This is a genomic window from Streptomyces sp. WAC07094, assembly GCF_036320405.1.
GTDB lineage: Bacteria > Actinomycetota > Actinomycetes > Streptomycetales > Streptomycetaceae > Streptomyces > Streptomyces lannensis.
The window spans coordinates 1780404-1804385 of record NZ_JAVMJZ010000001.1; the positions used below are offsets into that span (position 1 = coordinate 1780404).

General features: G+C 72.3%; 20 protein-coding genes. 8 read left to right on the plus strand and 12 right to left on the minus strand.

The window, feature by feature from the left end; all coding sequences use genetic code 11:
- Positions 1–151: 151 nt before the first annotated feature.
- Positions 152–1027 carry a methyltransferase gene (locus RCR19_RS07765; RefSeq protein ID WP_331269370.1) on the minus strand — a complete coding sequence of 292 codons (876 nt, stop codon included), beginning with the start codon at positions 1025–1027 and terminating at the stop codon, positions 152–154.
- Between the two features lie 206 nt (positions 1028–1233).
- Between RCR19_RS07765 and RCR19_RS07770 the strand changes: the two genes are divergently transcribed.
- The 3 genes from RCR19_RS07770 to RCR19_RS07780 all read left to right on the plus strand — a co-directional run bounded on the left by RCR19_RS07770 (position 1234) and on the right by RCR19_RS07780 (position 6864).
- Positions 1234–2028, plus strand: coding sequence for a phytanoyl-CoA dioxygenase family protein (locus tag RCR19_RS07770; RefSeq protein ID WP_331264454.1), 795 nt, complete (start codon positions 1234–1236; stop codon positions 2026–2028).
- 586 nt (positions 2029–2614) lie between these two features.
- Entirely contained in the window at positions 2615–5278 is a 2664-nt protein-coding gene (locus RCR19_RS07775; protein ID WP_331264455.1) for a SpoIIE family protein phosphatase, read from the plus strand.
- 587 nt (positions 5279–5865) lie between these two features.
- Positions 5866–6864: an extracellular solute-binding protein gene (locus RCR19_RS07780; RefSeq protein WP_331269371.1), complete on the plus strand. Its 999-nt coding sequence runs from the start codon at positions 5866–5868 to the stop codon at positions 6862–6864.
- Between the two features lie 34 nt (positions 6865–6898).
- On the opposite strand, the gene RCR19_RS07785 is transcribed toward RCR19_RS07780, so the two are convergent.
- The 3 genes from RCR19_RS07785 to RCR19_RS07795 form a co-directional block, all read right to left on the minus strand.
- Positions 6899–7639, minus strand: a complete 741-nt coding sequence (locus tag RCR19_RS07785; RefSeq protein WP_331264456.1) for a class I SAM-dependent methyltransferase — start codon at positions 7637–7639, stop codon at positions 6899–6901.
- 12 nt (positions 7640–7651) lie between these two features.
- On the minus strand, positions 7652–7957 hold the full coding sequence (locus RCR19_RS07790) for a 4a-hydroxytetrahydrobiopterin dehydratase (RefSeq protein ID WP_331264457.1): 306 nt from the start codon (positions 7955–7957) through the stop codon (positions 7652–7654).
- A gap of 81 nt (positions 7958–8038) precedes the next feature.
- Positions 8039–9103, minus strand: a complete 1065-nt coding sequence (locus RCR19_RS07795; RefSeq protein WP_331269372.1) for an ADP-ribosylglycohydrolase family protein — start codon at positions 9101–9103, stop codon at positions 8039–8041.
- Positions 9104–9131: 28 nt separating this feature from the next.
- On the opposite strand from RCR19_RS07795, the gene RCR19_RS07800 reads away from it, so the two are divergent.
- The 3 genes from RCR19_RS07800 to RCR19_RS07810 all read left to right on the plus strand — a co-directional run bounded on the left by RCR19_RS07800 (position 9132) and on the right by RCR19_RS07810 (position 11760).
- Entirely contained in the window at positions 9132–9959 is an 828-nt protein-coding gene (locus RCR19_RS07800) for a helix-turn-helix transcriptional regulator (RefSeq protein WP_331264458.1), read from the plus strand.
- A 92-nt stretch (positions 9960–10051) separates the two neighbouring features.
- Complete coding sequence (locus RCR19_RS07805; protein ID WP_331264459.1) at positions 10052–10915, plus strand: helix-turn-helix transcriptional regulator; 864 nt, start codon at positions 10052–10054, stop codon at positions 10913–10915.
- 41 nt (positions 10916–10956) lie between these two features.
- Positions 10957–11760, plus strand: a complete 804-nt coding sequence (locus tag RCR19_RS07810) for an SAM-dependent methyltransferase (protein ID WP_331264460.1) — start codon at positions 10957–10959, stop codon at positions 11758–11760.
- Positions 11761–11808: 48 nt separating this feature from the next.
- Here RCR19_RS07810 and dnaK read toward each other — a convergent pair whose 3' ends face one another.
- The 6 genes from dnaK to RCR19_RS07840 form a co-directional block, all read right to left on the minus strand.
- Complete coding sequence (dnaK, locus tag RCR19_RS07815; RefSeq protein ID WP_331264461.1) at positions 11809–13686, minus strand: molecular chaperone DnaK; 1878 nt, start codon at positions 13684–13686, stop codon at positions 11809–11811.
- A 170-nt stretch (positions 13687–13856) separates the two neighbouring features.
- Positions 13857–14282: an OsmC family protein gene (locus RCR19_RS07820; protein WP_059129368.1), complete on the minus strand. Its 426-nt coding sequence runs from the start codon at positions 14280–14282 to the stop codon at positions 13857–13859.
- 114 nt (positions 14283–14396) lie between these two features.
- Positions 14397–16190, minus strand: coding sequence for a hypothetical protein (locus tag RCR19_RS07825; RefSeq protein ID WP_331264462.1), 1794 nt, complete (start codon positions 16188–16190; stop codon positions 14397–14399).
- Positions 16187–17248: a MoxR family ATPase gene (locus tag RCR19_RS07830; protein ID WP_331264463.1), complete on the minus strand. Its 1062-nt coding sequence runs from the start codon at positions 17246–17248 to the stop codon at positions 16187–16189. Before RCR19_RS07830 ends, RCR19_RS07825 begins: the two co-directional genes overlap by 4 nt.
- Positions 17249–17382: 134 nt before the next feature.
- Positions 17383–19464, minus strand: a complete 2082-nt coding sequence (locus tag RCR19_RS07835) for an alkaline phosphatase family protein (protein WP_331264464.1) — start codon at positions 19462–19464, stop codon at positions 17383–17385.
- A gap of 114 nt (positions 19465–19578) precedes the next feature.
- On the minus strand, positions 19579–20031 hold the full coding sequence (locus tag RCR19_RS07840; RefSeq protein ID WP_059129371.1) for a hypothetical protein: 453 nt from the start codon (positions 20029–20031) through the stop codon (positions 19579–19581).
- An 84-nt stretch (positions 20032–20115) separates the two neighbouring features.
- On the opposite strand from RCR19_RS07840, the gene RCR19_RS07845 reads away from it, so the two are divergent.
- Together RCR19_RS07845 and RCR19_RS07850 are read left to right on the plus strand one after the other, a co-directional pair.
- Positions 20116–20889 carry an MBL fold metallo-hydrolase gene (locus RCR19_RS07845; RefSeq protein ID WP_331264465.1) on the plus strand — a complete coding sequence of 258 codons (774 nt, stop codon included), beginning with the start codon at positions 20116–20118 and terminating at the stop codon, positions 20887–20889.
- The gene (locus RCR19_RS07850; protein WP_059129373.1) at positions 20889–21512 is read left to right on the plus strand and encodes a VTT domain-containing protein; all 624 of its coding nucleotides are present in this window, start codon (positions 20889–20891) and stop codon (positions 21510–21512) included. Before RCR19_RS07845 ends, RCR19_RS07850 begins: the two co-directional genes overlap by 1 nt.
- Positions 21513–21525: 13 nt before the next feature.
- Here RCR19_RS07850 and RCR19_RS07855 read toward each other — a convergent pair whose 3' ends face one another.
- Together RCR19_RS07855 and RCR19_RS07860 are read right to left on the minus strand one after the other, a co-directional pair.
- The gene (locus tag RCR19_RS07855; RefSeq protein ID WP_331264466.1) at positions 21526–22605 is read right to left on the minus strand and encodes an MBL fold metallo-hydrolase; all 1080 of its coding nucleotides are present in this window, start codon (positions 22603–22605) and stop codon (positions 21526–21528) included.
- On the minus strand, positions 22602–23849 hold the full coding sequence (locus RCR19_RS07860) for an aminotransferase class I/II-fold pyridoxal phosphate-dependent enzyme (protein ID WP_331269373.1): 1248 nt from the start codon (positions 23847–23849) through the stop codon (positions 22602–22604). The genes RCR19_RS07855 and RCR19_RS07860 overlap by 4 nt, the downstream gene beginning before the upstream one ends.
- Positions 23850–23982: the final 133 nt, after the last annotated feature.

Here is a 23982-nt window from a genome sequence, read left to right on the forward strand (position 1 = left end):
TGAAGCCGCGCAACCGCCGCCTCACCGCGCCAGGTGACGGCCACCCGGCGCCCGTGCGACCGGAGAGCCGGTCATGATTGCCCCCCGTATTTCGGTGAAGCCGGGGGAAGTGCACCACCTCGAGCGCTCTCCGAGCCAGGGGCGACCGGCCTCAGGCGGTCCGTACGGCCGTGTACACCGTGTGCACCTTCAGCACGAACACATCGCTCCTGTGGTGGACGCTCGCCTCGTCCTGCGGGTCGAGCAGCCGGTCCAGCGTGGCGCGGTCCTCGCGGTCGAGATCCTCCTCCAGGGCCTCGCGGAGCCGGCTCAGGGATGCGACGACATAGGCGCGCGCCCGGTCCGAGACGGGTGCGGGCAGATCCAGCAGGAAGCTCCGGGTACCGGTGTGCTTCAGACCCGCGGCGGACAGCAGCGCCGGCCAGTCCTCGGCCTCGGTGACCGCGCCGGGCAGCGATGCCCGCATCCGCGCGAACCACTCGGCCTCCACCGCGTCGATCCGCGCCTGCAATCCGGGACGGCCGATGCCGATGTCCCGCGGCAGGAACCGGGCGGGCAGCCCGCCTTCCAGCAGGGCGAGGGTGCCGCCGGGCGCCAGCCGCCCGGCGAACGCGGCCAGACCGGCCCGCTGGTCGGCGAGGTGGTGCAGGCTGTTGCTCGCCCACAACAGATCGGCCGGATAGGGCAGGTCGTCCAGGGCCTCGGGGAGTTCACCCGCGACCGTGCCGAAGCGATCGGCGAGTCCCAGCCGTTCCGCCCGGGCTCGCGCCCGCTCCAGCAGCGGCTCGGAGCCGTCCACCGCGACGATCCGCGCGCTCGGGAACGCCTCGGCGAACAAGCAGGAGACGACACCCGGCCCACTGCCCGAGTCGACGATCAGGCCCGGTTCCGGCACCTCCCGCGCGAGCCAGGCCATGGCACTCTCGTACAGGGGCGTGAACAGCTCGGCCTGTGCCTCGAGCAGGGGAGCCATCACGGCCCAGTCGATGTCGGTGTGGTCGTCGTGATCGTGGTGGTGGTGTGCCATGGTCATGAGCCTCTCGTCCGGAGGTTCCCAGACTGGGCCCACGCACCGGAGCACGGCCAGTTCCGTTGCCGGACCGGCAAACGCGCCTTCGGAAACGGCACGGCGTGCGGCGGGATCATCCGCACGGGCCTCGCCCTGAGCGGGATGCGTCCGGCCCCGGAAAAACGGGATGCACCCGGTCCCGGCCGTCTCCCACGATGTACCCCATGGACGACGAGTCGGTGGAACGCTTCCTGCGGGACGGGTTCGTGAAGATCGAGGGTGCCTTTCCGCCGCGCGTCGCGGAAGGATGCGCACGGCTGCTCTGGAAGGAGACCGGGTACGACCCCGACGACCCCGGCACCTGGAAGGACCCGGTGCACTGGGTGTCCGCCATGGCGCAGGGCCCGTTCGCCGCCGCGGCCAACTCCCCCGCGCTGCACGAGGCCTTCGACCTGCTGTGCGGTGAGCGCCGCTGGCAGCCGCGGTACGTGCTCGGCAGCTTTCCGCTGCGTTTCCCGCACGAGGAGGAGCCGGACGACGCGGGCTGGCACATCGAGGGCAGCTATCTGCCGGAGGGCGCCACGCTCTGGCACACGAACCTGTGGTCGAAGGACCGTGCCCTGCTCATGCTCTTCCTGTTCTCCGAGGTCGGTGAGGAGGATGCCCCGACCCGTATCCGCGTGGGCTCGCATCTCGACGTACCACCGGTCCTGGAGCCGTACGGCGAACGCGGCGCCTCCTTCATGGAGCTCGGGCCGAAGGTCGACGCCGCCTCCGCGCACCGCCCGATCGACTACGCAACCGGGCGCCCCGGGGACGTCTACCTCTGCCACCCGTTCCTCGTCCACGCCGCCCAGCCCCACCACGGCACGCGCCCCCGCTTCATGGCACAGCCACCCCTGTACGCGACGGTGCCGTGCGAGCTGGAGCGGCAGGACGGCGACTACTCGGCCGTGGAGTTCGCGATCCGTGAGGGTCTGGCCCGCGGAGGCGGGCCCCGGCCCACCGACGTCGTCTGACGACCGGGACGGCACCCGCCCGCTCCGGGCGCCGCGACGGGCTCGAGGAGGTGCGCGGTCCTCGGCCGTACCTCCTGAAGCCGCGTGACCGTCCGGACCGGTGTCGGCGGCATCGGTCACGCGGTCCGGTTGCCGCTCGGTCGACATGGCCGGATGACGCGGCGACGGACGCGACGGCCGGGCGGCACACCCACCACGTCGAGCTGCTGCCCGTCACCTCGTCGCACACCGGTCGGCTCAGCGGCACGGCGCGGATGCGGCGGGTCGGCAGGCGCCGCGACCTGTCCCGGCGAACCGGGCGGACATGCCGCACGCCGTGCCCGCGGCGCTCCGAGGACGGCTCACCGCCACGGCGTGCCGGCCGGTCCGTGACGCCCACACCCCGTGGTCGTCGGCCAAGAAGCGATACAAAAGGGGTATGCGCGGAGTTTCTGGTCACAGTGGTCGTGGGGCGTCGGACACGCCCCGGGGCCATCGGACCGGTGGGCCTCCCCGCCCCGTCGATGGGCACCAGGGGCAGGACCGCGGTCGGGCCTCTCACAGGCGGAGATGGTGGCGACGCCGACGCCTGCACCCGGTACTGAACATGCGCAGCCTGGCGGGCCAGGTCTTCCTTCTGCAGTTGCTGGTCGTGGCGCTGCTCGTCGCCGCCGCGCTGGTCGCCCTCGTGGTCCAGGCCCGGCGCGACAGCATGGCCGATGCCGAGCACAGGACGCTCGCGACCGCACAGACCTTCGCGCACGCGCCCGGGATCGTGGAGGCCCTGAAGAGCCCCGACCCGACCGCGGTGCTGCAACCGGACGCCGAGGCGGCCCGGAAGGCCGCGGGCGTCGACGCCATCATCGTGTACACGCTGGACGGGGTCACCCTCACCCACAGCGACCCGAGCCAGATCGGCAAGCATGTCATCGGCCCCTACGGGCAGGCGGCGGACGGCAGGGCGTTCACCAGCACTTTCCACGGATCCCTGGGGCTTTCCGTGGTCTCGGCGGTGCCCGTGCGGGCACCCGACGGCTCCGTCGTCGCCGTCGTCGCCGTGCCCGTCACGGTCGAGAAGGTCCAACACAGCATGAACCAGCAGCTGCCGTACCTGTTCGGGGGCGCCGCCGGGGCCCTCGTCATCGCCGCGGGCGGCGCGGCACTGGTGAGCAGGCGACTGCGGCGGCAGACCCATGGCCTGGGCCCGGCCGAGATGACCCGGATGTACGAGCACCACGACGCGGTACTGCACGCCGTCCGGGAAGGGGTCCTGATCCTCGACTGCGACGGGCGGCTGCTGCTGGCCAACGACGAGGCACGCCGGCTGCTGGACCTCCCTGCGGACGCCGAGCAGCGTGATGTCGGCGGACTCGGGCTCGATGCGGACATCGCCGCACTGCTCGTCTCCGACCGCACGGTCACCGACGAGGTGTACCTGGCGGGCGACCGGCTCCTGGCGATCAACAAGCGGCCCACCGCGCCCCATGGACCGGCGGGATACGTGGTGACCTTGCGCGACACCACCGAGCTGCGCGCGCTCTCCGGCAGGGCGGAGGGCGCACGCGAACGCCTGAGGCTGCTCTACGACGCCGGTATCCGGATCGGCACCACGCTGGATGTCACACACACGGCCGAGGAGCTGGCGGAGGTGGCGGTGCCGCGGTTCGCCGACATCGCCACCGTCGAGCTGCTGGATCCCGTACTGCGCGGCGAGGAGTCCTCCGACGAGACCGCGCAGTTGCGGCGTGTCGCTTTCGCGGGCCTGGACAGGTCCCACCTGCTGTATCCCCTCGGCGAGCTGATCCCCTTCGGCGACTCCCATCCCGTCGCCGCGGCGATGGCCACCAACCGAACGCTCCTGGTCAAGGATCTGCGCACGCTGAAGGACTGGCAGGCCCAGGATCCCGAACGCACCCGGCAGCTCATCGACCACGGCATCCACTCCCTGCTCGTGGTCCCACTGCGGGCCCGCGGAGTGGTGCTGGGCATGGCGATGTTCTGGCGGAGCAGCACCTCCCCGCCCTTCGACGACGAGGACGTGTCCTTCGCCGAGGAACTCGGCACCCGGGCCGCGGTCTGCATCGACAACGCCCGCCGCTACACCCGGGAACACGCCATGGCGGTGACCCTGCAGCACAGCCTGCTGCCGCAGGGCCTGCCCGAGCAGTCCGCCCTCGAGGTGGCCTACCGCTACCTCCCGGCCCAGGCCGGGGTGGGCGGGGACTGGTTCGACGTCATCCCGCTGTCCGGCACCCGGGTGGCGCTGGTCGTCGGCGACGTCGTCGGTCACGGTCTGCATGCCGCGGCGACCATGGGCCGGCTGCGCACCGCCGTGCACAACTTCTCCGGACTGGACATGCCCCCGGAGGAGCTGCTGGGCCGGCTGGACGAGCTGGTCGCCCAGATCGACGCGGACGAAGGGCACGAGCAGGTGATCACCGGCGCGACCTGCCAGTACGCCGTCTACGACCCCACCTCCGGCCATCTGGTCATCGCCACCGCCGGCCATCCGGGACCGGCCCTCGTCCATCCCGACGGGACCGTGGACTTCCCCCCGGTGCCCGTCTCCACGCCACTCGGGCTGGGCGCGGGACTGCCCTTCGAATACACCGACCTGGCCCTGCCGGAGGGATCCCGGCTGGTGCTCTACACCGACGGCCTCGTCCTGGACGCGGACCGCGATCTGGACGCCGGCCTGGCCGCCCTGCGCGCCGCTCTGACCGGCCCCGATCGCACCCCGGAGGCCACGTGTGCGGCGGTGATGGACGCCATGCTGCCTGCTCGGCCCAAGGACGACATCGCTCTGCTGGTTGCCCGCATCCGCAGGCTCGACCCCGACCGGATCGCCGAGTGGCATGTGCCCTGTGACGCGGCGGCCGTGTCATCGGTGCGCAGCGCCTGCACCGACCGGCTGGCGCAGTGGGGCCTGGAGGAGATCTCCTTCACCGCCGAGCTCGTGCTCAGCGAGCTGATCACCAACGCCATCCGCTACGGCGGCGACCCGATCACCGTCCGCCTGATCCACGACCGCACCCTGATCTACGAAGTCTGCGACGGCAGCAGCACCTCACCGCGCCTGCGCCGGGCCAACGTCACCGACGAGGGCGGCCGCGGACTCTTCCTGGTCGCCCAGTTGACCGAACGATGGGGCACCCGCTACACCCCCACCGGAAAGGTCATCTGGGCCGAGCAGTCGCTGCGCGGCGGCGCCTCCGAGACGGAGGACCTCGGCGGGACGCTGCTCGACCAGTGGGACGACACGGCTCAGTGAGGGGCCGCGCGGGACCGCCGGCCGCCGCGGACGACACGCCGCGCACAGCGGCCGGACGGGGCGGACGAACCGCCGGTCCGCCCTGGAAACGCGCTGATCGCAGGCGCTCGCACAGCCGTCGCACCACGAAGGCGCCGGGTACGCTGACCTCGATGACCACGTCGTCGCAGTGGACCCGAGGAGGCCGCCGGACCAGGGGGTCGGCAAGCGCCGCGAAGGACCCGCCGCCCCGCCCCCGCGTGACCCCGGCGGCCCGATCGGAACGCGCGGCCCGGGGCGTGAAGCCGCGCCGACCCCGACCGCTTCCCCGGCTCCGCGACCACGCCGAGGCGCTGCGCGCGGACGCACGGCGGCCCGCACACCGACGGCACCGGTCGTACGCTCCGGCGCCCCGCTGACAGACGTTCTCCGTGACCACCCCCTCCTCGCACATCGCACCCTCTGGAGCCGTCGTGACCGCACTCCGGGCCCGAGCAGCGGCAGCGCTCTGCTGTCTCGTCCTCACGGCGCCGGTGGCCTGCGAGAGCAGCGCGCCCGAGCGGCCCAGAAAACCTTCCGCGGCCACCTCCGCAGCGGACGCGGGCGGCATGGACGCGCTGATCACCGCAGCGAAGAGGGAAGGTGCGCTCCGGGCGATCGCCATTCCTCGCGACTGGGCCAACTACGGCGGTCTGATCGACGGCTTCGAGAAGAAGTACGGGATCAGAATCACGGTCGACCATCCCGACGCCCACAGCGAGGACGAGATCGACGCCCTGGTCAGGAGTGGGAAGCGGCCGACGGCCCCCGACGTGATCGACCTGGGTGACACCTTCGCCCGGTCGGCGGCGGGCCGGGGTCTGCTCGCGCCGTACAAGGTCGCCGTCTGGGACTCCATCCCCGCCTACCAGAAGGACCCGCAGGCCCACTGGTACAACAACTACGGCGGCTACATCTCGATCGGATGCGACGCCAACCGCGTCAAGCCCTGTCCCGGGACCTTCGCCGAACTGCTCAGGCCCGGCTACCAGGGCAGGGTCTCCCTGGAGGGCGACCCCACCCGGGCCAACTCCGCCTTCTCCGCCGTCTTCGCCGCCGCGCTGGCGAACGACGGGTCGTTCGACAACATCCGGCCCGGTCTGGACTTCTTCGCCCAGCTGAAGAAGAGCGGCAACTTCAACCCCCTCGAGTCGACCTCCGGGGCCGTCAAGACCGGGCGGACACCCATCAGCATCAACTGGGACTACCTCAACCTCGGCTACGCCGAAGGGCTTCGGGCCAAGGGGGTGGACTGGAACGTGGCGATCCCCCTGGACGGCAGCTTCGCCCAGTACTACGCGCAGGCGATCAACAAGAACGCCCCGCACCCCGCCGCCGCGCGCCTGTGGGAGGAATACCTCTTCAGCACGGACGGCCAGAACCTGCGGCTCGCCGGCTACGCCCGCCCGGTGCTCATGGACACCATGAGGCGGGACGGCACTCTGGACGAGGCCGCGGCCGCCCGGCTGCCGACCGTCGAGGGGACACCGCAGTTCCCGACGGACGCACAGCTGGAGAAGGCGCGGCGGACGGTCGACCAGGACTGGTCGAAGACCGTCTCGGGATGACATGCCCCGGCGCCGGTACGTGGCCGGGCAGCCCTCAGTCCTTGCGGAACGCCCGCAGTGTGAACACCGGGTCCGGGCGTGGGCGGTCCTGGTCCGGCAGGGCCGCGAGGCGCGCGGCGATCAGGTCGCCGGTCGAATCACCGGGCCCCGTCGTCGTGAACCAGCCGCGCCGCAGGTCCTTGATGGTCGTGCGGGGGCTGCGTCCCTGCCCGACCCCGGGGAAGCGGGCCTGCCCGGCCGGGACCAGACCGCACACGGCCGCGTACTCCGCGACGGTCTCCGCGGCGTCCAGCGCCGGGCGGCGCGGGCGCACCGCCAGGGCGGCGTCGATGTCGCTGCCCACGTCGTGGGCGGCGGCCTTGTCGACGGTGGTGAGGTACACACCGCCCGGGCGCAGAGCCCGGGCGCACTCGGTGACCACGGCTCGTACGTCCTCGGGACCCTGGAGGAGGTGCAGCAGCCAGATGGTCGTGACCGCCTCGAACGCCTGGTCGCGGACGGGCAGCCGGCGACAGTCGGCGCGGACGACGGCGCCGGGCAGCCGTGCCACGGCCAGCCGGGCCATCGCATGGGTCAGATCGGCGCCGGTCACCCGCAGCCCCGGCCGCCCGGCCGCGAGCCGCCGGGTCACGATCCCCGTGCCGCAGGCCACGTCCAGCAGCCGGCCGGCGTCCTTCGGCACCAGCCCGAGCACGGCCTCGGCGGCGGCTCCGGCCCGGGGCTCACCGCCGCGCGTGGCGTCGTAGGCGTCGGCCTCGGCCTCGTAGTCGAGCACGGTGACCTCCGCTCAGTGGGCGCCGTGGCCGGGGGCCAGTTCCTCGATCCGCCGGGCCAGCCGGAAGTCGAGTTCGGTCACCGCGCCGCCCACGCTGTGAGTGTTCACCGTGACGACGACGGTGTTGTAGCCGAGGGTGAGATCGGAGTGGTGGTCGAGTTCCTCCTGCACCTGGGCGATGTGCACGACCATGGCGGTCGCCGCGAAGTGCGAGCCGAACCGGTAGGAACGGGCGATGCGGTCGCCCTCCTGCGACCAGCCCGGCAACTCGGCCAGCCGGTCCTCGATCTCCTTCTGCGACAGCGGCTCGACGGCCATCACCGGCTCCTTCCGTGGGACGCGGGATCGCCTCACCCTGACACATCCCCCCTGTGCGACGCCGTACGCGCGGTCGGTCCCTCAGCGTCGTACGCACTCCGCGGCGAAGTCGTCCGCACAGACCGCGATCTCGGCACGTCCCTCGACCGCCTCGAGCCACTCCTGCGGCAGCCGGTGGTCACCGTGGTGAGCGCCCAGGAGGTTGCCGCAGATGGCCCCCGTGGAGTCGCTGTCGCCGGAGTGGTTCACGGACAAAAGGAGCGCGTGCCGTATCTCCGGCTGGACGAGCGCGCAGTACACGGCAATGGCCAACGCCTGCTCGGCGATCCAGCCCTCACCGAGCGACTCGATCTTCTCGGGGGTCGGCGATCCCTCGGCGGCCAGGTCGAGGGCCTCGTGCAGGGCGGCCGTGGTCTCCTCGTGGCCGGGATACCGGGCGAGCAGACGCAGGGCGCGAAGCACGGCGCCCTCCAGGGAGTCTCCCTCGACGAGGTGGGCGACGATCGCGGCGAAGGCGCCCGCGGAGTAGTAGCCCGTGGGATGGCCATGGGTGGTCTGGGCGGAGCGGGCGGCCATGGCGAACGCGGTGTCGCCGGGCACCCGGCTCAGTCCGAAGGGCGCCGAGCGCATGACCGCGCCGCAGCCCTTGGAGTCGGAGTTGACCGGGCCGGGGAGGCCCAGTTCGGCCGTCGGATCGGGGACGAATTCCTGGGCCAGGCCGGAGAGGCAGGCGTTGCCCGGGGCGCGGCGGGCGTACAGCCAGGGCTGCGCGGCAAGGCCCGTCGCCCCTTCGGGCGGGGCCGGCAGGCGCTGGGTGTCGAACCAGCGCCCGTACGCCTCGCGCACCAGCCGGGACCAGCCGCCGCCGATGCCCTTGTGCCGTTCGCGCTCGTGCGCCTGCCGAAGGCCCTCCGACGTGAACAGCGTCATCTGCGTGTCGTCGGTGACGCGGCCCACCACGCCCCCGACGCCGGGGACGAGACCGGTGACGCCCCGCTCGCCGTGCAGGGCGCGGATGCGGTCCAGGGAGGCGAACTCGATCGGGTACCCGAGGGCGTCACCCATCGCGCCCGCGAGCAGACAGCCGCGCACGCGTGCGCGGTAGATCGCGGTGGCCTCCCAGGACGGGCCGAGCCGGTCGTACATGCACCACTCCTCGATTACGGTCGGTCTCATGACCATTCTCGCGTCCGGCACCGCCGCCCCCTCGACGGCCCCCTCCGAACCGGCCTTCGGAGCGCTGCTGCGCGGCTGGCGGGAGCAACGGCACATCACCCAGCTGGAGTTGGCGCTGCGAGCCGGTTCCTCGGCCCGGCACGTCAGTTTCGTCGAGACGGGCCGCTCGCGGCCCAGCGAGGAGATGGTCCTACGGCTCGCGGAGCATCTGGAGGTACCGGTGCGCGAGCGCAACGCGCTGCTGCTGGCGGCGGGTTACGCGCCGCACTACCCGGAGACACCGCTGGACGACCCCTCGATGGAGGCGCTGCGCGAGGGCGTGGAGCGGCTGATCCACGCCTACGAGCCCTACCCCGCGCTGGTGGTCGACGCGCGGTACGACGTGGTGGCGGCGAACCGGGGCATCACGATGCTCCTGGAGGGCGTCCCGGAGCGGTTGCTCGCCCCGCCCCTGAACGCGATGCGCCTCACGCTGCACCCGGAGGGCCTGGCTCCGCGCATCCGCAATCTGCGCGAGTGGCGGGACCATCTGCTGACGCAGATGGAGCGTCAGATCGCCCTGCGGCGCTCGGAGGTGCTGCGGGCGCTGTACGACGAGGTGGCGGCCTATCCGGTCCCGGACCGGATCGGGTCCGAACCGGCCGGGCCCGTACCGCACTTCGCGCTCCCGATGCGGATCGAGCACGACGGCCGGGTGCTGTCCTTCATCTCGTCGATCTCCACCTTCAACACCCCGATGGACGTCACGGTGGCGGAACTGGCCGTCGAGACGTTTCTGCCCGCCGACCCGACGACGGCGAAGTACCTTCAGAACGCAGGGAATTGAGGTGGCGTCAAAGTTTTCCCGCCGTCCCGATGAGGCGTACGTCCGAACGTGCCACACTGCTCGCGTACAGGGACGCGTAGGGGAGGCGTGGCGTGAGCGAGCGGCGGGCTGCGCCCACCGTGGGGCAGGTGGTCCTCGGGCGGCGGCTGCAGGAGCTGCGGGAGGCCGCCGGTCTCAAGCGTGAGGAGGCGGCGCGGATACTGCGCGTCGCTCCCGCGACCGTGCGGCGCATGGAGGCCGCCGAGGTCGCCCTGAAGATCCCCTATCTGCAGGTGCTGCTGTCCACCTACGGTGTGCCCGACCCGGAGGTCACCGCCTTCGTCCGGCTTGCCGAGGAGGCCAACCTGCCCGGCTGGTGGCAGCGTTACCACGACGTGCTGCCCGACTGGTTCAGCCTGCACGTCAGCCTGGAGGGCGCCGCCCGTATCGTGCGCTCCTACGAGCCGCACTTCGTGCCCGGTCTGCTGCAGACCGAGGACTATGCCCGTGCCGTGCTGGAGGCCGGAACCGTGGGGCAGGTCCGCCCCCAGGACATCGAGCGGCATGTGGCGCTGCGGATGGCCCGGCAGACGCTGCTCACCGGTGAGAACCCGCCGCACTTCTGGGTGATCATGGACGAGACCGTGCTGCGGCGCCCGGTGAGCGGCGACCCCAAGGTGATGCGCGAGCAACTCGACAGGTTGATCGAGGCCGGCGACAATCCGCGGATCACCCTGCAGGTCGCCGAGTTCGCCGCCGGTCCGCACCCCGGGGCCTGCACTCCGTTCGTCCTCTTCCGCTTCGGGGAGCCGGAGCTGCCCGACATGGTCTACAGCGAGTACCTGACCGGCGCGCTCTATCTCGACTCGCGCCCCGAGGTGTCCATGCACCTGGAGGTGCTGGACCACATGTCCGCGAAGGCGGCCTCCGTCCAGCGGACGAAAAGGCTCTTCCAGGAGTACCGCGACACCTTCTGACCCGGCCGCTCCCTGCCCCCAGCCTCTTCAGGAGCATGCGTATGACGCCAGGACACGAAGCAGAACCGGGCCGGATCGACACCGGCCGGCCCCATCCCGCGCGCGTGTACGACTGGTGGCTGGGCGGCAAGGACAACTATCCGGTCGACGAGGAACTGGGCCGGAAGATCCTCGCCGCCGACCCGACCGTGCGGCGCGGGGCGCGCGCCAACCGCCGGTTCATGCAGCGGGCCACGAGGACGCTCGCGCGGGCGGAGGTGCGCCAGTTCCTCGACATCGGCACGGGCATCCCCACCGAGCCCAATCTGCACCAGGTCGCGCAGGAGGTCGCCCTCGACGCCCGGGTGGTGTACGCCGACCACGACCCGATCGTGCTGCGGCACGCCCAGGCGCTGCTGCACGGCTCGGCGGAGGGCACGACGGACTACGTCCACGCGGACGTCCACGATCCCGACACCGTCCTCGGCCGCGCGGCCGAGTCCCTGGACTTCGGGAAGCCGGTCGCACTGTCGCTGATCGCACTGACGCACTATCTCGGCGACGAGGCGCACGACCTGCTGAAGCGCTACGTCGAGGCGCTCGCCCCGGGCAGCCACCTGGTCGTCTCCCAGGTCACGCCCGACCTGAACCCCGAGGCCGTCGAGCGGGCCGCCGGACTGTTCCGGCACAGCGGCACCCCCTTCTTCCCTCGTCCGCTCGCGGAGTTCTCGCGCTTCTTCGACGGACTGGAACTGCTGGGACCCGGGGTGATCCCCGTCTCCGGGTGGCGGCCGGAGCCGGACGACGTGGCGGCCCAGGCGGAGGGCATCGTGCCGGTGTACGCGGGGGTCGCCCGCAAGTCCTGAGCCCGTGCCGACCGACCGGCCGCCACGCCTCGTGTCCTCATCAACGCCTCAGGCCGCGCCGCCCTTCGTGTCCCCGTCGTCGTCGACGATCTCGGCGTCCACCACCGACTCGTCGTCTGAAGGGTTCCGTTCATCGCCGGAACCCCCGGCACCGCCGGATCCGGACGGCCCGGCCTGGGCCCTGGCATACATCGCCTGCCCCATCCTCTGGCTGACCGTGGCCAGTTTCTCGATCCCGGCACGCAGCGCCGCCGTATCGGCCTCGTCCTTCAGCAGACCCTTCAACTCGGCCGTCGCGGCCTTCACCTCGTCCCTGGTGTCCGCAGGAACGCCTTCCTCGTTGTCCCGCAGGAACTTCTCGGTCCGGTACACGAGTTGCTCGGCCTGGTTGCGTGTCTCCGCGGTCTCCCGGAGCCTGCGGTCCTCCTCCGCGTACTGCTCCGCGTCCCGCATCATCCGGTCGATCTCGTCCTTGGGTAGCGCGGAGCCGCCGGTCACGGTCATCTTCTGTTCCCGGCCCGTCGCCAGGTCCTTGGCAAAGACGTGCATGATCCCGTCGGCGTCGATGTCGAAGGCCACCTCGATCTGCGGTACCCCGCGCGGTGCGGGCGGCAGTCCGGTCAGGTCGAAGACGCCGAGCTTCTTGTTGTGGGCGGCCATCTCTCGCTCGCCCTGGTAGACCTGGACACCGACCGACGGCTGGTTGTCCTCGGCGGTGGTGAAGATCTCCGAACGCCGGGTGGGAATGGTCGTGTTGCGTTCGATCAGCTTGGTCATGATGCCGCCCTTGGTCTCGATGCCGAGGGACAACGGGGTGACGTCGAGCAGCAGGACGTCCTTGACGTCGCCGCGGATGACACCCGCCTGCAGGGCCGCGCCCACGGCCACGACCTCGTCGGGGTTGACACCCTTGTGCGGCTCCTTGCCGGTGAGATCCTTCACCAGGTGGGTGACGGCGGGCATGCGGGTGGAGCCGCCGACCAGGATGACGTGGTCGATCGCCGACAGTTGCACACCGGCGTCCTCGACCGCCTGGTGGAACGGGGTCCGGCAGCGGTCCAGCAGATCGGCGGTGAGTTCCTGGAAGCGGGCGCGGGTCAGCTTCTCCTCGAGATGCAGCGGCCCCTCGGCGGAAGCGGTGATGTAGGGCAGGTTGACGGTCGTCTCGGTGGAACCGGACAGCTCGATCTTGGCCTTCTCGGCGCCCTCGCGCAGCCGTTGCAGCGCCATCTTGTCGGCGCCGAGGTCGACGCCGTACTGCCCCTTGAACCGCTTGACCAGATGGTCGACGATCCGCTGGTCCCAGTCGTCGCCGCCGAGACGGGTGTCGCCGTTGGTGGCCTTCACCTCGATGACTCCGTCGCCGATCTCCAGAAGGGAGACGTCGAACGTGCCGCCGCCGAGGTCGAAGACGAGGACCGTCTGCTCCTCCGCGCGGTCGAGACCGTACGCGAGGGCCGCGGCCGTAGGCTCGTTGACGATCCGCAGGACCTTCAGCCCCGCGATCCCGCCGGCCTCCTTGGTGGCCTGCCGCTGGGCGTCGTCGAAGTAGGCGGGCACGGTGATCACGGCGTCGGTGACCTCCTCCCCGAGATACGCCTCCGCGTCCCGTTTCAGCTTCTGCAGGACCCGCGCGGACAGTTCCTGGGCCCGGTAACGGGTGCCGTCCACGGCACCGCTGTCCGGGAAGCGCCACTGTGTGTCGCCCATGTGCCGCTTCACCGAGCGTGCGGTGCGCTCGACGTTCGTCACGGCCTGCCGCTTGGCGACCTCGCCGACGAGCACCTCGCCGTTCTTGGCGAAGGCGACCACCGACGGGGTGGTGCGGGCGCCTTCGGCGTTGGCGACGACGGTGGGCTCACCACCTTCCAGGACGGCCACCACCGAGTTCGTCGTTCCGAGGTCGATCCCCACCGCACGTGCCATCGCTGTCCCCTTCCGCCAGGGCGGTCCCCGCCCTCCATCGGAAAACTTGAGTGGCCCCTTGTCAATGCCGTCGGGCCACGGCTGACGCCTTCGGCCTCCTGGCCCATACCCCGGAAACGGCGGTGCCGCGCCCCCCTTCCGGCGGACGCGGCACCTCGTATGTGTGTACGTCAGGCGAGCTTGGCTTCCAGGGTGATCGTCGTACCGGCGAGCGCCTGGCTGACCGGGCAGTTCTTCTTGGCGTCCTCGGCGGCGGCGACGAACGCGTCGTTGTCGATGCCGGGGACCGTGCCCTCGACGGTGAGGTGGATGCCCGTGATGCCCTCACCCGGCTGGAAGGTCACGTCGGCCTTCGTCTCGAGCTTGGTGGGCGGGGTGCCGGCGCCGGCCAGGCCGTGCGACAGCGCCATCGAGAAGCAGCTGGAGTGGGCGGCGGCGATCAGCTCCTCGGGGCTGGTCTTGCCGTTGGCCTTCTCGGCGCGCGACGGCCACGACACCGGCTGCTGGCCGATGCCGGAGGAGTCGAAGGTCACGACGCCGTTGCCCTCGAGCAGATTGCCTTCCCAGACGGTGTGTGCGGTGCGCGTGGTTGCCACGGTTCTTCCTTTCGCGTGTGGGCCCGTTGCCGGGTTCCGTAGGCACCATCCGATCACATCGGCACACGGCGCACGCACCGGACATGGCGGTGAAGCCGTCCCCGACCCGCGGGGTCACCGCACCCGGAAGACCGGCCCCCGGGCTGTGAACGGCAGCCGCGCGCCCTGCGGTATCAGATACGCGTGTTCCCGCCGGACCCGCAGCACGTCGCACCAGCCGTCCGTGATCACCAGGATCGGGGCACCGGGCGGGAAGTCCCGTGCCCGGTGCAGCAGATCGATCCCCGGCTGCAGGACCGTACCGCCGCGGCCGTGCACCCGTACCCGGCCGGCGATGTCGGCGACCGGCAGATAGCCGGCGTCGTGCGGCGCAGCGTCGCAGAAGACGACCCGGGCCGCGGGTACGTCGCGGGCCCCGGCGTACGAGGCGATCGCCCCGAGCGCCTTGCCGAGCAGGACGCGGTCCATGGAGCCCGAGGTGTCGAGGACGACGCCGAAGGTGCAGCGGGCCACCTCCTCGGGCGGGAAGTAGCGCCCGGCGCGCGGGATGTCGGGCGTGGAGCTCTGGCGGCGGGAGGGGCGCGCATAGGAGCGCACGGGTTCGGGGCGGGGAACGAACTCGTCGAACCAGCGGGCGAGTCGGGCGTCCCACGGCAGTGGCGGATGGCTGAGCGCACGGATCTCCTCGACCAGACCGCCGGGCAGGAAGCCGCGCTCCTGCTGCTGGTGCAGGTCCAGGCCGTGCGCGAGGCCCCGGCGGTAGAACTCGTCAAGGTCGACGTAGTCGCCGGGCGGTCGCAGCGGCGCGCCGAGCACGTCGCCGACACCCCGGCCGCGCGGCGTGGCCAGCCGCCGCATCCTGCGCAGGTCGCCGGCGACGCGGTCGTACACCTGCTCCGCGGACAGGCCCGCGAGGTCCGCGTCGTACAGCAGCCCCTCGGGCATCGTGCCGATCTGCATCTCGCGCAGCCAGCCGTTGATGACGTAGTCGCAGGCGATGTTGAACAGGTACGGGTCGCGGGTGCCGCAGCGGTCGCCGTGGCGCAGGGCGGCGTGCAGCATCTCGTGCGCCAGGACGAAACGCCACTCCTCGTCCTCGAACTGCCGCAGCGGGTTGATGTAGATCTCGCCCGCCTCGGCGTTGACCGCGGCCACGGAGATGCCGTGTGCGCGGGCGAGTTCGGCGTCGGCGACGAGCTTGACCCCGGCCGCCAAGCCACCGAGCAGCGGATAGGAGGAGACGAACCAGCTCAGCGCATGCTCCCAAGGGCGCGGCCGGGCCGCCTCGCCGTCCAGGGAGTCACGGCGGCCGCCCGCCATGTCCATCGCCGCGGACACGGTCCGGGTCAGGGCGGTGGCGAAGGCCAGCTGCCAGTCGGGGGCCTGCCCCCACCATCCCTTCCCGTCCACGAGCAACTGGTCGGGCTCCCCGCCCGCCGTACCGCAGCGCTCGTACACGGCGGGGAGACCGTCCCGGCGCCAGCGCGCGGCGAGCTGCTCCTCGTCGCCGTCGGGGTAGGAGGCCGGCAGGTCCTCGGGGGACCTGCCGACGGGGAAGCCGAGCAGGAACCGGTTGACGACCACGCAGCGCGCGGCGACGTCGTGGCGGTCGGGCTGGACACGCGTGCCCTTGACCGCGGGGACGTGCCCGAAGCCCAGATGCAGCACGGCGTGCGCCAGCGCCCAGGCCCAGTCGGCCGGGTCGGCGAGCCGGTCCGGATGGGCGTGCAGCACACCGTCGGAGTCGACGCGGACCAACCCGTCGCGCGGGGCGGTGGCGCATTCCTCAGCGCGGCAGACGCTGAACTCGACGGCGGCCAGCGCCGGGTTGGCCCGCATCAGCCGCATGCCCTCGGCGAAGGCCTCCGCCGCGAGGTCCCGCTTCTTCCTGGGGCGGGTGCGGCTCATCGCCGCGCCTCCACCAGTCGCGGCATGTCCCGGGCCGCCTCCACCAGGAACCAGGACGGCAGGACCGGGTTGCCGTCGGCGTCGGATGCGATGACGCTCTGGGCTGTCTCGACGGAGATCTCCGCGAGCTGCACGAGCAGGGACTTGGCGCGGTACGCGGTCTGCCGTCCGTTCGCCGACATGTGCTCCTTGCTCGCGGGCAGTTCCTTGACGAGCCGGCCCCGGAAGGACTCGGCGAGGTAGTACAGCAGGTCCCGGTCCTGTATGCGGTTCGGCCAGTGGGCGTCGCCCTTGATGATGGCCTCGATGCCGTACCGGCCGCGCACGATCTTGACGTATCCGCAGAAGGCGGTGGCGTGTGCCGGGGTGAGGGTGCCGTGGGCGAGCACCTTCAGCGTCTCCTCGTCGAGGTCGCGGCCGAAGGAGTGCAGCGCGTCGGAGAGCATGTGCCAGGAACGGGGCGTGGAGAACGGCTCCTCGGTCTTGGGCGGCTTGGACCACAGGTGGTCGGGCCGGTCGGTGAGGTGGTCGAGGATCCACGGGTGGATGGCGTTCACCGCCGCCCAGACGAGCCAGTCCTTCGCGGAGGCCTCCAGGTGGACGTGGGCGAGACGGTTGACCAGCGCCGAGGCGATCGGCCGGGCGAGGGCGTTGTCGGTGGCGCGGTTGCCCGCACCGATGACGATGGAGCCCTTAGGCAGCTCGTAGTTTCCGATGCGGCGGTCCAGGATCAGCGAGTAGAACGCCTTCTGCACGTCCGGGGTCGCCGCGTTCAGCTCGTCCAGGAAAAGGCAGTACGGCTCGTCGCGGGCGATGGCCTCCGGCGGGCAGAACACCGAGCGTCCGTCCCGGATCTGCGGGACGCCGATCAGGTCCTCGGGGGCGAGCTGGGTGCCCAGCAGGCTCACGCACTCCAGCCCCAGCGACTCGGCGAACGCACGCACCAGGGAGGACTTTCCGATACCGGGGGCACCCCAGATGAACACGGGCCGCACGGTCGCGAGACCGAGCAGCAGTTCCGGAATGCGGGCGGGGGTGACGGTGACGGCTGCCTGCACGCAGCGGCTCTCCTCTTCGGGCCTGAACGGGTGCCGCTCTCGCGGCCGTGGTTGCTCGCCGTCGAGGTTCTCAACGACCGGCAGCGGCCGTCATGTCATTTTCGTGCGCATGCCGCCGCCGGATTCCTGCCGGCTCAGGCGGCGCGCTCGTCCTCGGCCGCGGACAGCGGCACCTGGGGACCGTCGCACTCGCGCAGCCAGCGGCGGAAGAGCCCGTGGAGCCGCTCGGCTCCGGCGAGTTCGGCGCCCGCCTCGACCGGGACCGACAGAGCCACGGGGGACAGCAGGAAGGGGCGCGTCTGGGCACCGCCGAGCCCGCCGTGCGAGCCGATCTGCTCCTCGAATGCGAGGACCTCGCCCTCGTCCGGGTCGTACCAGGAGTTGACCATGATGTCGGCGGTGTGCGGGAAGGAGTGCGTACGGCGTATGGCGTCGGCGGCGCCGGGGCCGAAGCCGGTGAGCGGACCGGTCTCGTCGGCGAGCAGGTCGACCGGGACCTCCGCGCCGTGCGCGGCGAGCACCACCCCGCCGTGCTGCTCGCTCCGTACGAGGAGGAAGCCGATGCCCGGGTGGTGGGCGAGCGTGGACAACAGCGCGGGGTGGCGGCGGTCGATCTCCTCCTTGGTCATCCGGTGCGGCACGTCCGGGAAGGAGACGAGTCCGAGGTTGCCGGAGGCGAGCACGACGGGCTCGTTGCGGCGGCGGGCGGGCCGGTGCTCCGCACCGCCCTCCTCCACCGGACGGCGCAGCGCGGCCCGGACCGCCGCACGCGCCTCCGTCCCGCTGTGGGTGCGCTCCACCCTGCGCGGCACGGGCAGTCCGCAGCCGGCCCGCACCAGATTGGCGAGGCTCAGCCCGTAGCGGGTCCGGAAGGTCTCGCCGGGGCTCTGGCCGTGGTCGGAGAGCACCACGATCCGGTACGGACGCGGGGCGTGTTCGGCGACCTGCGCGAGCAGCGCCAGCGACCGGTCCAGCCGCGCGAGGACCTGCTCGGCGTCCCGGCTGTGCGGACCGGAGTGATGGGCCACCTCGTCGTAGGCCACCAGGTCCGCGTAGATGGCGTTGCGCCCGGCGAGCATGTCGCCGATGACGGCGGCGACGACGACGTCCCGCTCGACGACGGTGGCGAAGGCGCGCACGAAGGGGTAGAGGCCGCCGCGCTTGACCCGCGGTCGCCGCCGGGTGAGACGGGCCCGGACGGACTGGCAGGTCTCACGGCCGACCTCCGCCAGGAAGGACAGCGCGGTGCGGACGGCGTTGGCCGGATCGCTGAAGTAGGCGAAGTACCCCGCGCGGGACCGGTTCTCCCGACCTCGCCTGACGGCGATGGACAGCACGAGGGCGACCTCGTCGGCGCCACCGCTGAAGAGATTGCCTCGGCTCGCGCCGTCGACGGTGAGGAGTCCGCCGTCACCGGTCCGTTCGATGGCCCGGCGCTGGAGTTCGGCGGCGCTCGACGGCCGGTTGCACACCACGACCTCGCGGTGTTCCTTCTCGTACCACCGGAAGGCCGGCACGTCGTGGTTGCTGCCGTGCAGGATGCCGAGCTGGCTGGCGCCGGTCTGGCTGGACCAGTCGGTGCGCCATGCGCTGAGCCGGTGGGTGGGTCCGCGGCCGTCGCGGGGACCGAGCCAGGAGGCGACGGTCGGCATGAGCCCCTTGTCGACGGCCGCCCTGAGCACCTCGTGCCCGACCCCGTCGAGCTGGATGAACAGTGCCGCCGGGCTGCCGGGCCCGGCCCGCCCGTCACCCCGCCTGCGCCGGCGGGCCGCCAGCCGGTACAGCCGCCTGCGGTATGCGTCGTCGTCCCGTACGGCGAGGGCACCGCCCGTCGCCGAGGCGACCGCGGACATCATGGCGGCGACCACGACCGCCGTCTCGGGCGCCGCCTCGCCCCGGCCGGAGGGGTTGAGGCGCAGGGCGAGCAGCAGCAGGGACCCGTTGAGGAAGAAGACCAGCAGCCCCAGCACGAGGGCCGGCACGAGCAGCAGCAACCGGACGAGCAGTGGCCACACGAGAGACGAGAGCAGACCGAAGACACCGGCGCCGGCCGCTGCGGTGAGGGCGATGCGGGTGACGCTGTCACCGGCCGCGGACTCCAGCCGGAAGTCGGGGAGGACACCGGCGAGAACGAGCAGGGTCACGGTGGACGCGGCCCACACGGCGACGCTCCGCCCCGCTCCGCTGATCAGTCTCCGCCAGCGCTCCTGCCCCACGCCCCGCTCACCTCACGTCCCGGCCGCCGCGATCCCCTGGGGACCCGCCCCACCTTGTCACATCGCCCGGGATCACCCGAAACGCGCCGGGCGCGGGCGGCCACGCCCCGGTGGTCAACGACCGTCGTACCCCGCGGTCGGCATCGACAGACGGCGGTGGATGCGCGCCTTCATCTGGGCGTCGTACAACGGCTCCGCGCAGCCCACCGTCTCGACGCGCACGCCCCGCCGCGCGCACTCCGCGGCGAACTCGTCCACGGAGGACAGGGCCCGCTCCAGGACCCGCCGGCTCGGAGCCACGAACAGATCGACGAGGCCCGCCTCCACGTCCGACCACAGCGCGCTGTGGTCGGGGCGCAGACTCCGCACGAGCAGCTCCCGCGTCACCACGTACCCTCGCTCCGCCGCCCAGCGCGCACACATCGCGTGCTGGCTGCGGGAGTCGACGAGGAAGGGGTCCGCGTCCAGCTCCTCCAGCGGCGTCAGACTGGCGATGGCCGCCACCCGTACCGCTCCGGGCCGGTCACAGCCGTCGGGCGGGCCGGAGGTACCGTACGCATCTCCCATGGGGTCCCCCTCACCTCAGGGTTTCGCCGCCGACCCTACTCCTGCCCGTAGGCTCGAGGGGAGTCGCACGAAGGAGGCAATGGAGTGCCGGTGGAGATCACATGGTGGGGTCACGCCACCTGCACGGTCGAGGACTCCGGTACGCGGGTGCTGACCGATCCGCTGTTCGCGCGCCGTCTCGCACATCTGCGCAGGCGCCGCGGGGCGCCGCCGCCGCCCGAGGCCCGTGTCGCGGACGTCGTGCTGGTCTCGCATCTGCACGCCGACCATCTGCACGTGCCCTCGCTGGCCCGCCTGGCCCCGGGCACCCGCCTGTTGGTGCCGCGCGGTGCCCTGGCCCAGGTGCCGGGGCTGCGCCGACTGGGCCGTCTGCGGCTCACCGAGGTCGCGCCCGGGGACGTCGTACGCGTCGACGACCTGGTGGTCCGGGTCGTGCCGGCCCGTCACGACGGCCGCCGGCTGCCCGTCGGGCCGCACCGGTCCCCCGCTCTCGGCTTTGTGCTCGAGGGCGGCGCACGGACGTACTTCGCCGGGGACACCGGCCTGTTCGAGTCGATGGCCGAGGAGGTCGGACCGGTCGACGTGGCGATCCTGCCGGTCGGCGGCTGGGGGCCCTACCTCGGTCCCGGGCATCTGGACGCGGGGCGCGCGGCGGAGGCCCTGGCCCGACTGATGCCGCGCAGCGCGGTGCCGGTGCACTACGGCACGTACTGGCCGATCGGGATGGATGCCGTGCGACCCCATGAGTTCCACACCCCGGGCGAGGAGTTCGTACGTCTGGCCGCGCACCGTGCGCCGGAGGTGTCGGTGCACCTCCTGGCCCACGGGGAGAGTGTCCGGCCGAAGGTCGCCCGGTGATGTTCCTCGGTACCGCCGGTACCGGCGTGCCCCCGGAGTCGACGCAGCAGGCACTCGGATATCCGTCGCTGTTCCTGCTGGTGCTGATCGGTGCGCTGGTCCCGGTGGTGCCGACGGGCGCTCTGGTGAGTTCGGCGGCGGTCGTGGCCTTCCACCAGACCGCGCCCTTCTCGCTCGCCCTGGTGTTCGTCGTCTCGGCGTTCGCGGCCTTCCTCGGGGATGTCGCGCTGTACTGGCTCGGACGCCGCGGAATGCGGTCGAAGAACGGTTCCCGCTGGCTGGAGACAATCCGCGACCGGGCCCCCGAGGAGCGGCTGGCCCAGGCGCAGCAGAAGCTGAACGACCACGGCATCGCGGTGCTGACCCTCTCCCGGCTCGTCCCCGCGGGCCGCATACCGGTCATGCTCGCCTGCCTGCTGGCCCGGATGCCGCTGCGGGACTTCGCCCGCGGCGACGCCCCGGCCTGTCTCGCCTGGGCCGCGACCTACCAGTTGATCGGGATCCTCGGCGGCTCCCTGTTCCCGGAGCCGTGGGAGGGCGTGGCGGCTGCGGTCGTGCTGACGCTGGCCGTCGGCGCCGCGCCCGGCATATGGCGCCGGATACGCAGGACCGCCGCCTCGTGAGCGCCGGTCGCACTCAGTCCAGCACCCGTGACGCCCCCACCGGCAGATCCCACAGGTCCTCCCGGGCCAGGCCCGCCTTCTCCCAGGCCGCCCGCACCCGCGTCAGGGGTTCCATCACCGGCTCCGCCGACAGTACGAACGTGCCCCAGTGCATGGGCGCCATCCGGCGTGCGCCGAGCTCCCGGGTGGCGCGCACCGCGTCCTCCGGGTCGCAGTGCACGTCGCTGAGCCACCACCGCGGGTCGTACGCGCCGATCGGCATCAGCGCCAGGTCGATCCCGGGATAGCGGCGGCCGATCCGCTCGAACCAGTGGCCGTGTCCGGTGTCGCCCGCGAAGTACACACGCTGTCCGTCGGGTGCGGTCATGATCCAGCCGCCCCACAGCGAACGGCAGGTGTCGGTGAGGGTGCGCTTGGACCAGTGGTGGGCGGGGACGAAGTCGAAGCGCACGCCGCCCAGTTCGGCGCCCTCCCACCAGTCCAGCTCGGTGACGCGGGTGAACCGGCGGCGCCGGAACCACAGGGCGAGGCCCGCGGGCGCGAACACCGGTGTGTCGAGCGGGAGTCGGCGCAGGGTCGGTAGGTCCAGATGGTCGTAGTGGTTGTGGCTGATGACGACCGCGTCGATACGCGGCAGGGCGCTCCAGGCGATGCCGACGGGGGTGATCCGGGCCGGGGTGCCGAGGATCCGGCGGGACCAGACAGGATCGGTCAGAACGGTCAGCCCGCCGATCCGCACCACCCAACTGGCGTGCCCCGCCCAGGAGACGGCGATCGTGCCGGCGCCGACCCGGGGCAGCGGCGCCGGCTCGTACGGCAGCAGGGGGATGTCCCGGAGGCCATCGGGGCCGGGCCTCACCGCGCCCTCGCGGGCGAAGCGGGCGAAGGCCTTGAGCCCCGGCAGCGGCGCGGTCAGCCGGTCCACGAAGGAACGCGGCCAGATGCGGTGTTCGCCGAGTGGTCTCGGTTCGGTGATCGGCGGAAACGGGGTCCGCGGACCGGCATCCGGACTCAGCAGGGAGGTGGAAACGGGCTCACCGGCGTCCGGTCGGATCGAAACGGTGCTCGTGGTCGGCTCGGACTGCTGCGTCATCGGGGAGGCTCCCATCGCTGAGCGTCGTCGCGTAGATCGTCGAAGACCGATCCCACGAGGTTCAACGCGCGTTGCACGTGCGGCAGTTCCAGCGGCGTGGGCGAGACGAGGCTCTGGTGGCGTTCCTCGGCGGTGTCCCCGAGGAAGGGCCAGGTGGACAGACGGACGCGCAATGCGGCCAGGTCGTCCCCGAAACGGTGACCGCCCGGCGCGGGCATGCCGAGCCGGGCGGTGAGGAAGTCCTCCAGCTCCTGCGAGTCACCGACGTCCCGGGCGTCGAGCGCGGAGCGCAAGGGGCCGAGGTCCGCGTAGAGGTGGCGGCCCGCCTGCGGGGGCCGGACGAGGGCGCCCGCCGCGACGAGGGACCGGTGCGCGGCGGCGGCCACCTGCGCGTGCAGCGCGATGCCGGTGGCGAGGCGCTCGGTGACGTCGTCGGGTTCGTCGAGGGCGTAGGCGGCCGCGGCTGCGACCGGATCGGCGACGCGGGCGCCGAGGGCGGTGAGCACATCGAGGACGCGGGCGCGCAGCGCGGCGCCGTCGGTGGTGACCGGGAAGCGGGCGACGGCCGCCGGCCAGCCGGCCGGAAGGAACGGCCCGGCGAGATCGGTGACCACGGTGATCCGGTCCGGGAGCATCTCGGCGGGGCTGAGCAGCACGGTCTCGTGCGGCCGGTGCACACAGTCGCGCCAGGTCTCGTCGCTCACCAGATGGAGTCCTTCGCCGGCGGCGGCCTCGACGGTCTCGTGCACCACCTCGGGCGGGGCCACGGTCGCGGTCGGGTCGTCGGCGACCGCGAGCACGAGCAGGCGCGGGTCACCGCCCTCCGCCCGGATCCTGCGGACGGTCTCCAGAAGTGCGTACGGATCCGGGACCCCACCACACTCCGCGGGCGTCGGCACATGGAACACGGAGCGGCCGAGCGCCCGTATCTGGGGCGCCCACCAGGCGGGACACGGCCGCGGTACCAGCACGTCGCCGCCGAGCGCGGCGGTGACCGCCGCGAACAGGGTGGGCGCGCCGGGAGCCGCGGCCACGGTGTCCGGGTCGGCCGGCAGTCCACGACGGGCGAAGTAGCCGCTGGCGGCGTCCAGGAGGGCGTCGGTACGCCCGGAGGGGAAGGCGCCGTCGTGGTCGGCGGCTTCGGCGAGCACGGCGGACAGACCGGGCAGCAGGGGCAGCCCTTGACCGGGAAGGGGCGGACCGTAACGGACGGGACCGTGCCCTTCCGGATCCGTGCGCCGCATATGTGCCTCCACGCCGTCCCTGGTGCGGTGGCCGGTCCCCCGGGGCTCCGGCTCGCTCAGGGCCATCGACCGTGACCGTGGTCCGCGCCCATACTCCTGTTCCTCCCCGGTGCGGGTGATGCCCTCGGGTTCT

Bases quoted from the DNA above. Each gene is read 5' to 3' on its own strand.
- RCR19_RS07855 (WP_331264466.1), bottom strand. From the start codon at position 22,605: ATGACGCAGCAGTCCGAGCCGACCACGAGCACCGTTTCGATCCGACCG.
- RCR19_RS07770 (WP_331264454.1), top strand. From the start codon at position 1,234: ATGGACGACGAGTCGGTGGAACGCTTCCTGCGGGACGGGTTCGTGAAG.
- RCR19_RS07765 (WP_331269370.1), bottom strand. From the start codon at position 1,027: ATGGCACACCACCACCACGATCACGACGACCACACCGACATCGACTGG.
- RCR19_RS07860 (WP_331269373.1), bottom strand. From the start codon at position 23,849: ATGCGGCGCACGGATCCGGAAGGGCACGGTCCCGTCCGTTACGGTCCG.
- RCR19_RS07850 (WP_059129373.1), top strand. From the start codon at position 20,889: ATGTTCCTCGGTACCGCCGGTACCGGCGTGCCCCCGGAGTCGACGCAG.
- RCR19_RS07795 (WP_331269372.1), bottom strand. From the start codon at position 9,103: ATGTACGACCGGCTCGGCCCGTCCTGGGAGGCCACCGCGATCTACCGC.
- RCR19_RS07810 (WP_331264460.1), top strand. From the start codon at position 10,957: ATGACGCCAGGACACGAAGCAGAACCGGGCCGGATCGACACCGGCCGG.
- RCR19_RS07775 (WP_331264455.1), top strand. From the start codon at position 2,615: ATGCGCAGCCTGGCGGGCCAGGTCTTCCTTCTGCAGTTGCTGGTCGTG.
- RCR19_RS07840 (WP_059129371.1), bottom strand. From the start codon at position 20,031: ATGGGAGATGCGTACGGTACCTCCGGCCCGCCCGACGGCTGTGACCGG.
- RCR19_RS07800 (WP_331264458.1), top strand. From the start codon at position 9,132: ATGACCATTCTCGCGTCCGGCACCGCCGCCCCCTCGACGGCCCCCTCC.
- RCR19_RS07780 (WP_331269371.1), top strand. From the start codon at position 5,866: ATGGACGCGCTGATCACCGCAGCGAAGAGGGAAGGTGCGCTCCGGGCG.
- dnaK (WP_331264461.1), bottom strand. From the start codon at position 13,686: ATGGCACGTGCGGTGGGGATCGACCTCGGAACGACGAACTCGGTGGTG.
- RCR19_RS07825 (WP_331264462.1), bottom strand. From the start codon at position 16,190: ATGAGCCGCACCCGCCCCAGGAAGAAGCGGGACCTCGCGGCGGAGGCC.
- RCR19_RS07790 (WP_331264457.1), bottom strand. From the start codon at position 7,957: ATGGCCGTCGAGCCGCTGTCGCAGAAGGAGATCGAGGACCGGCTGGCC.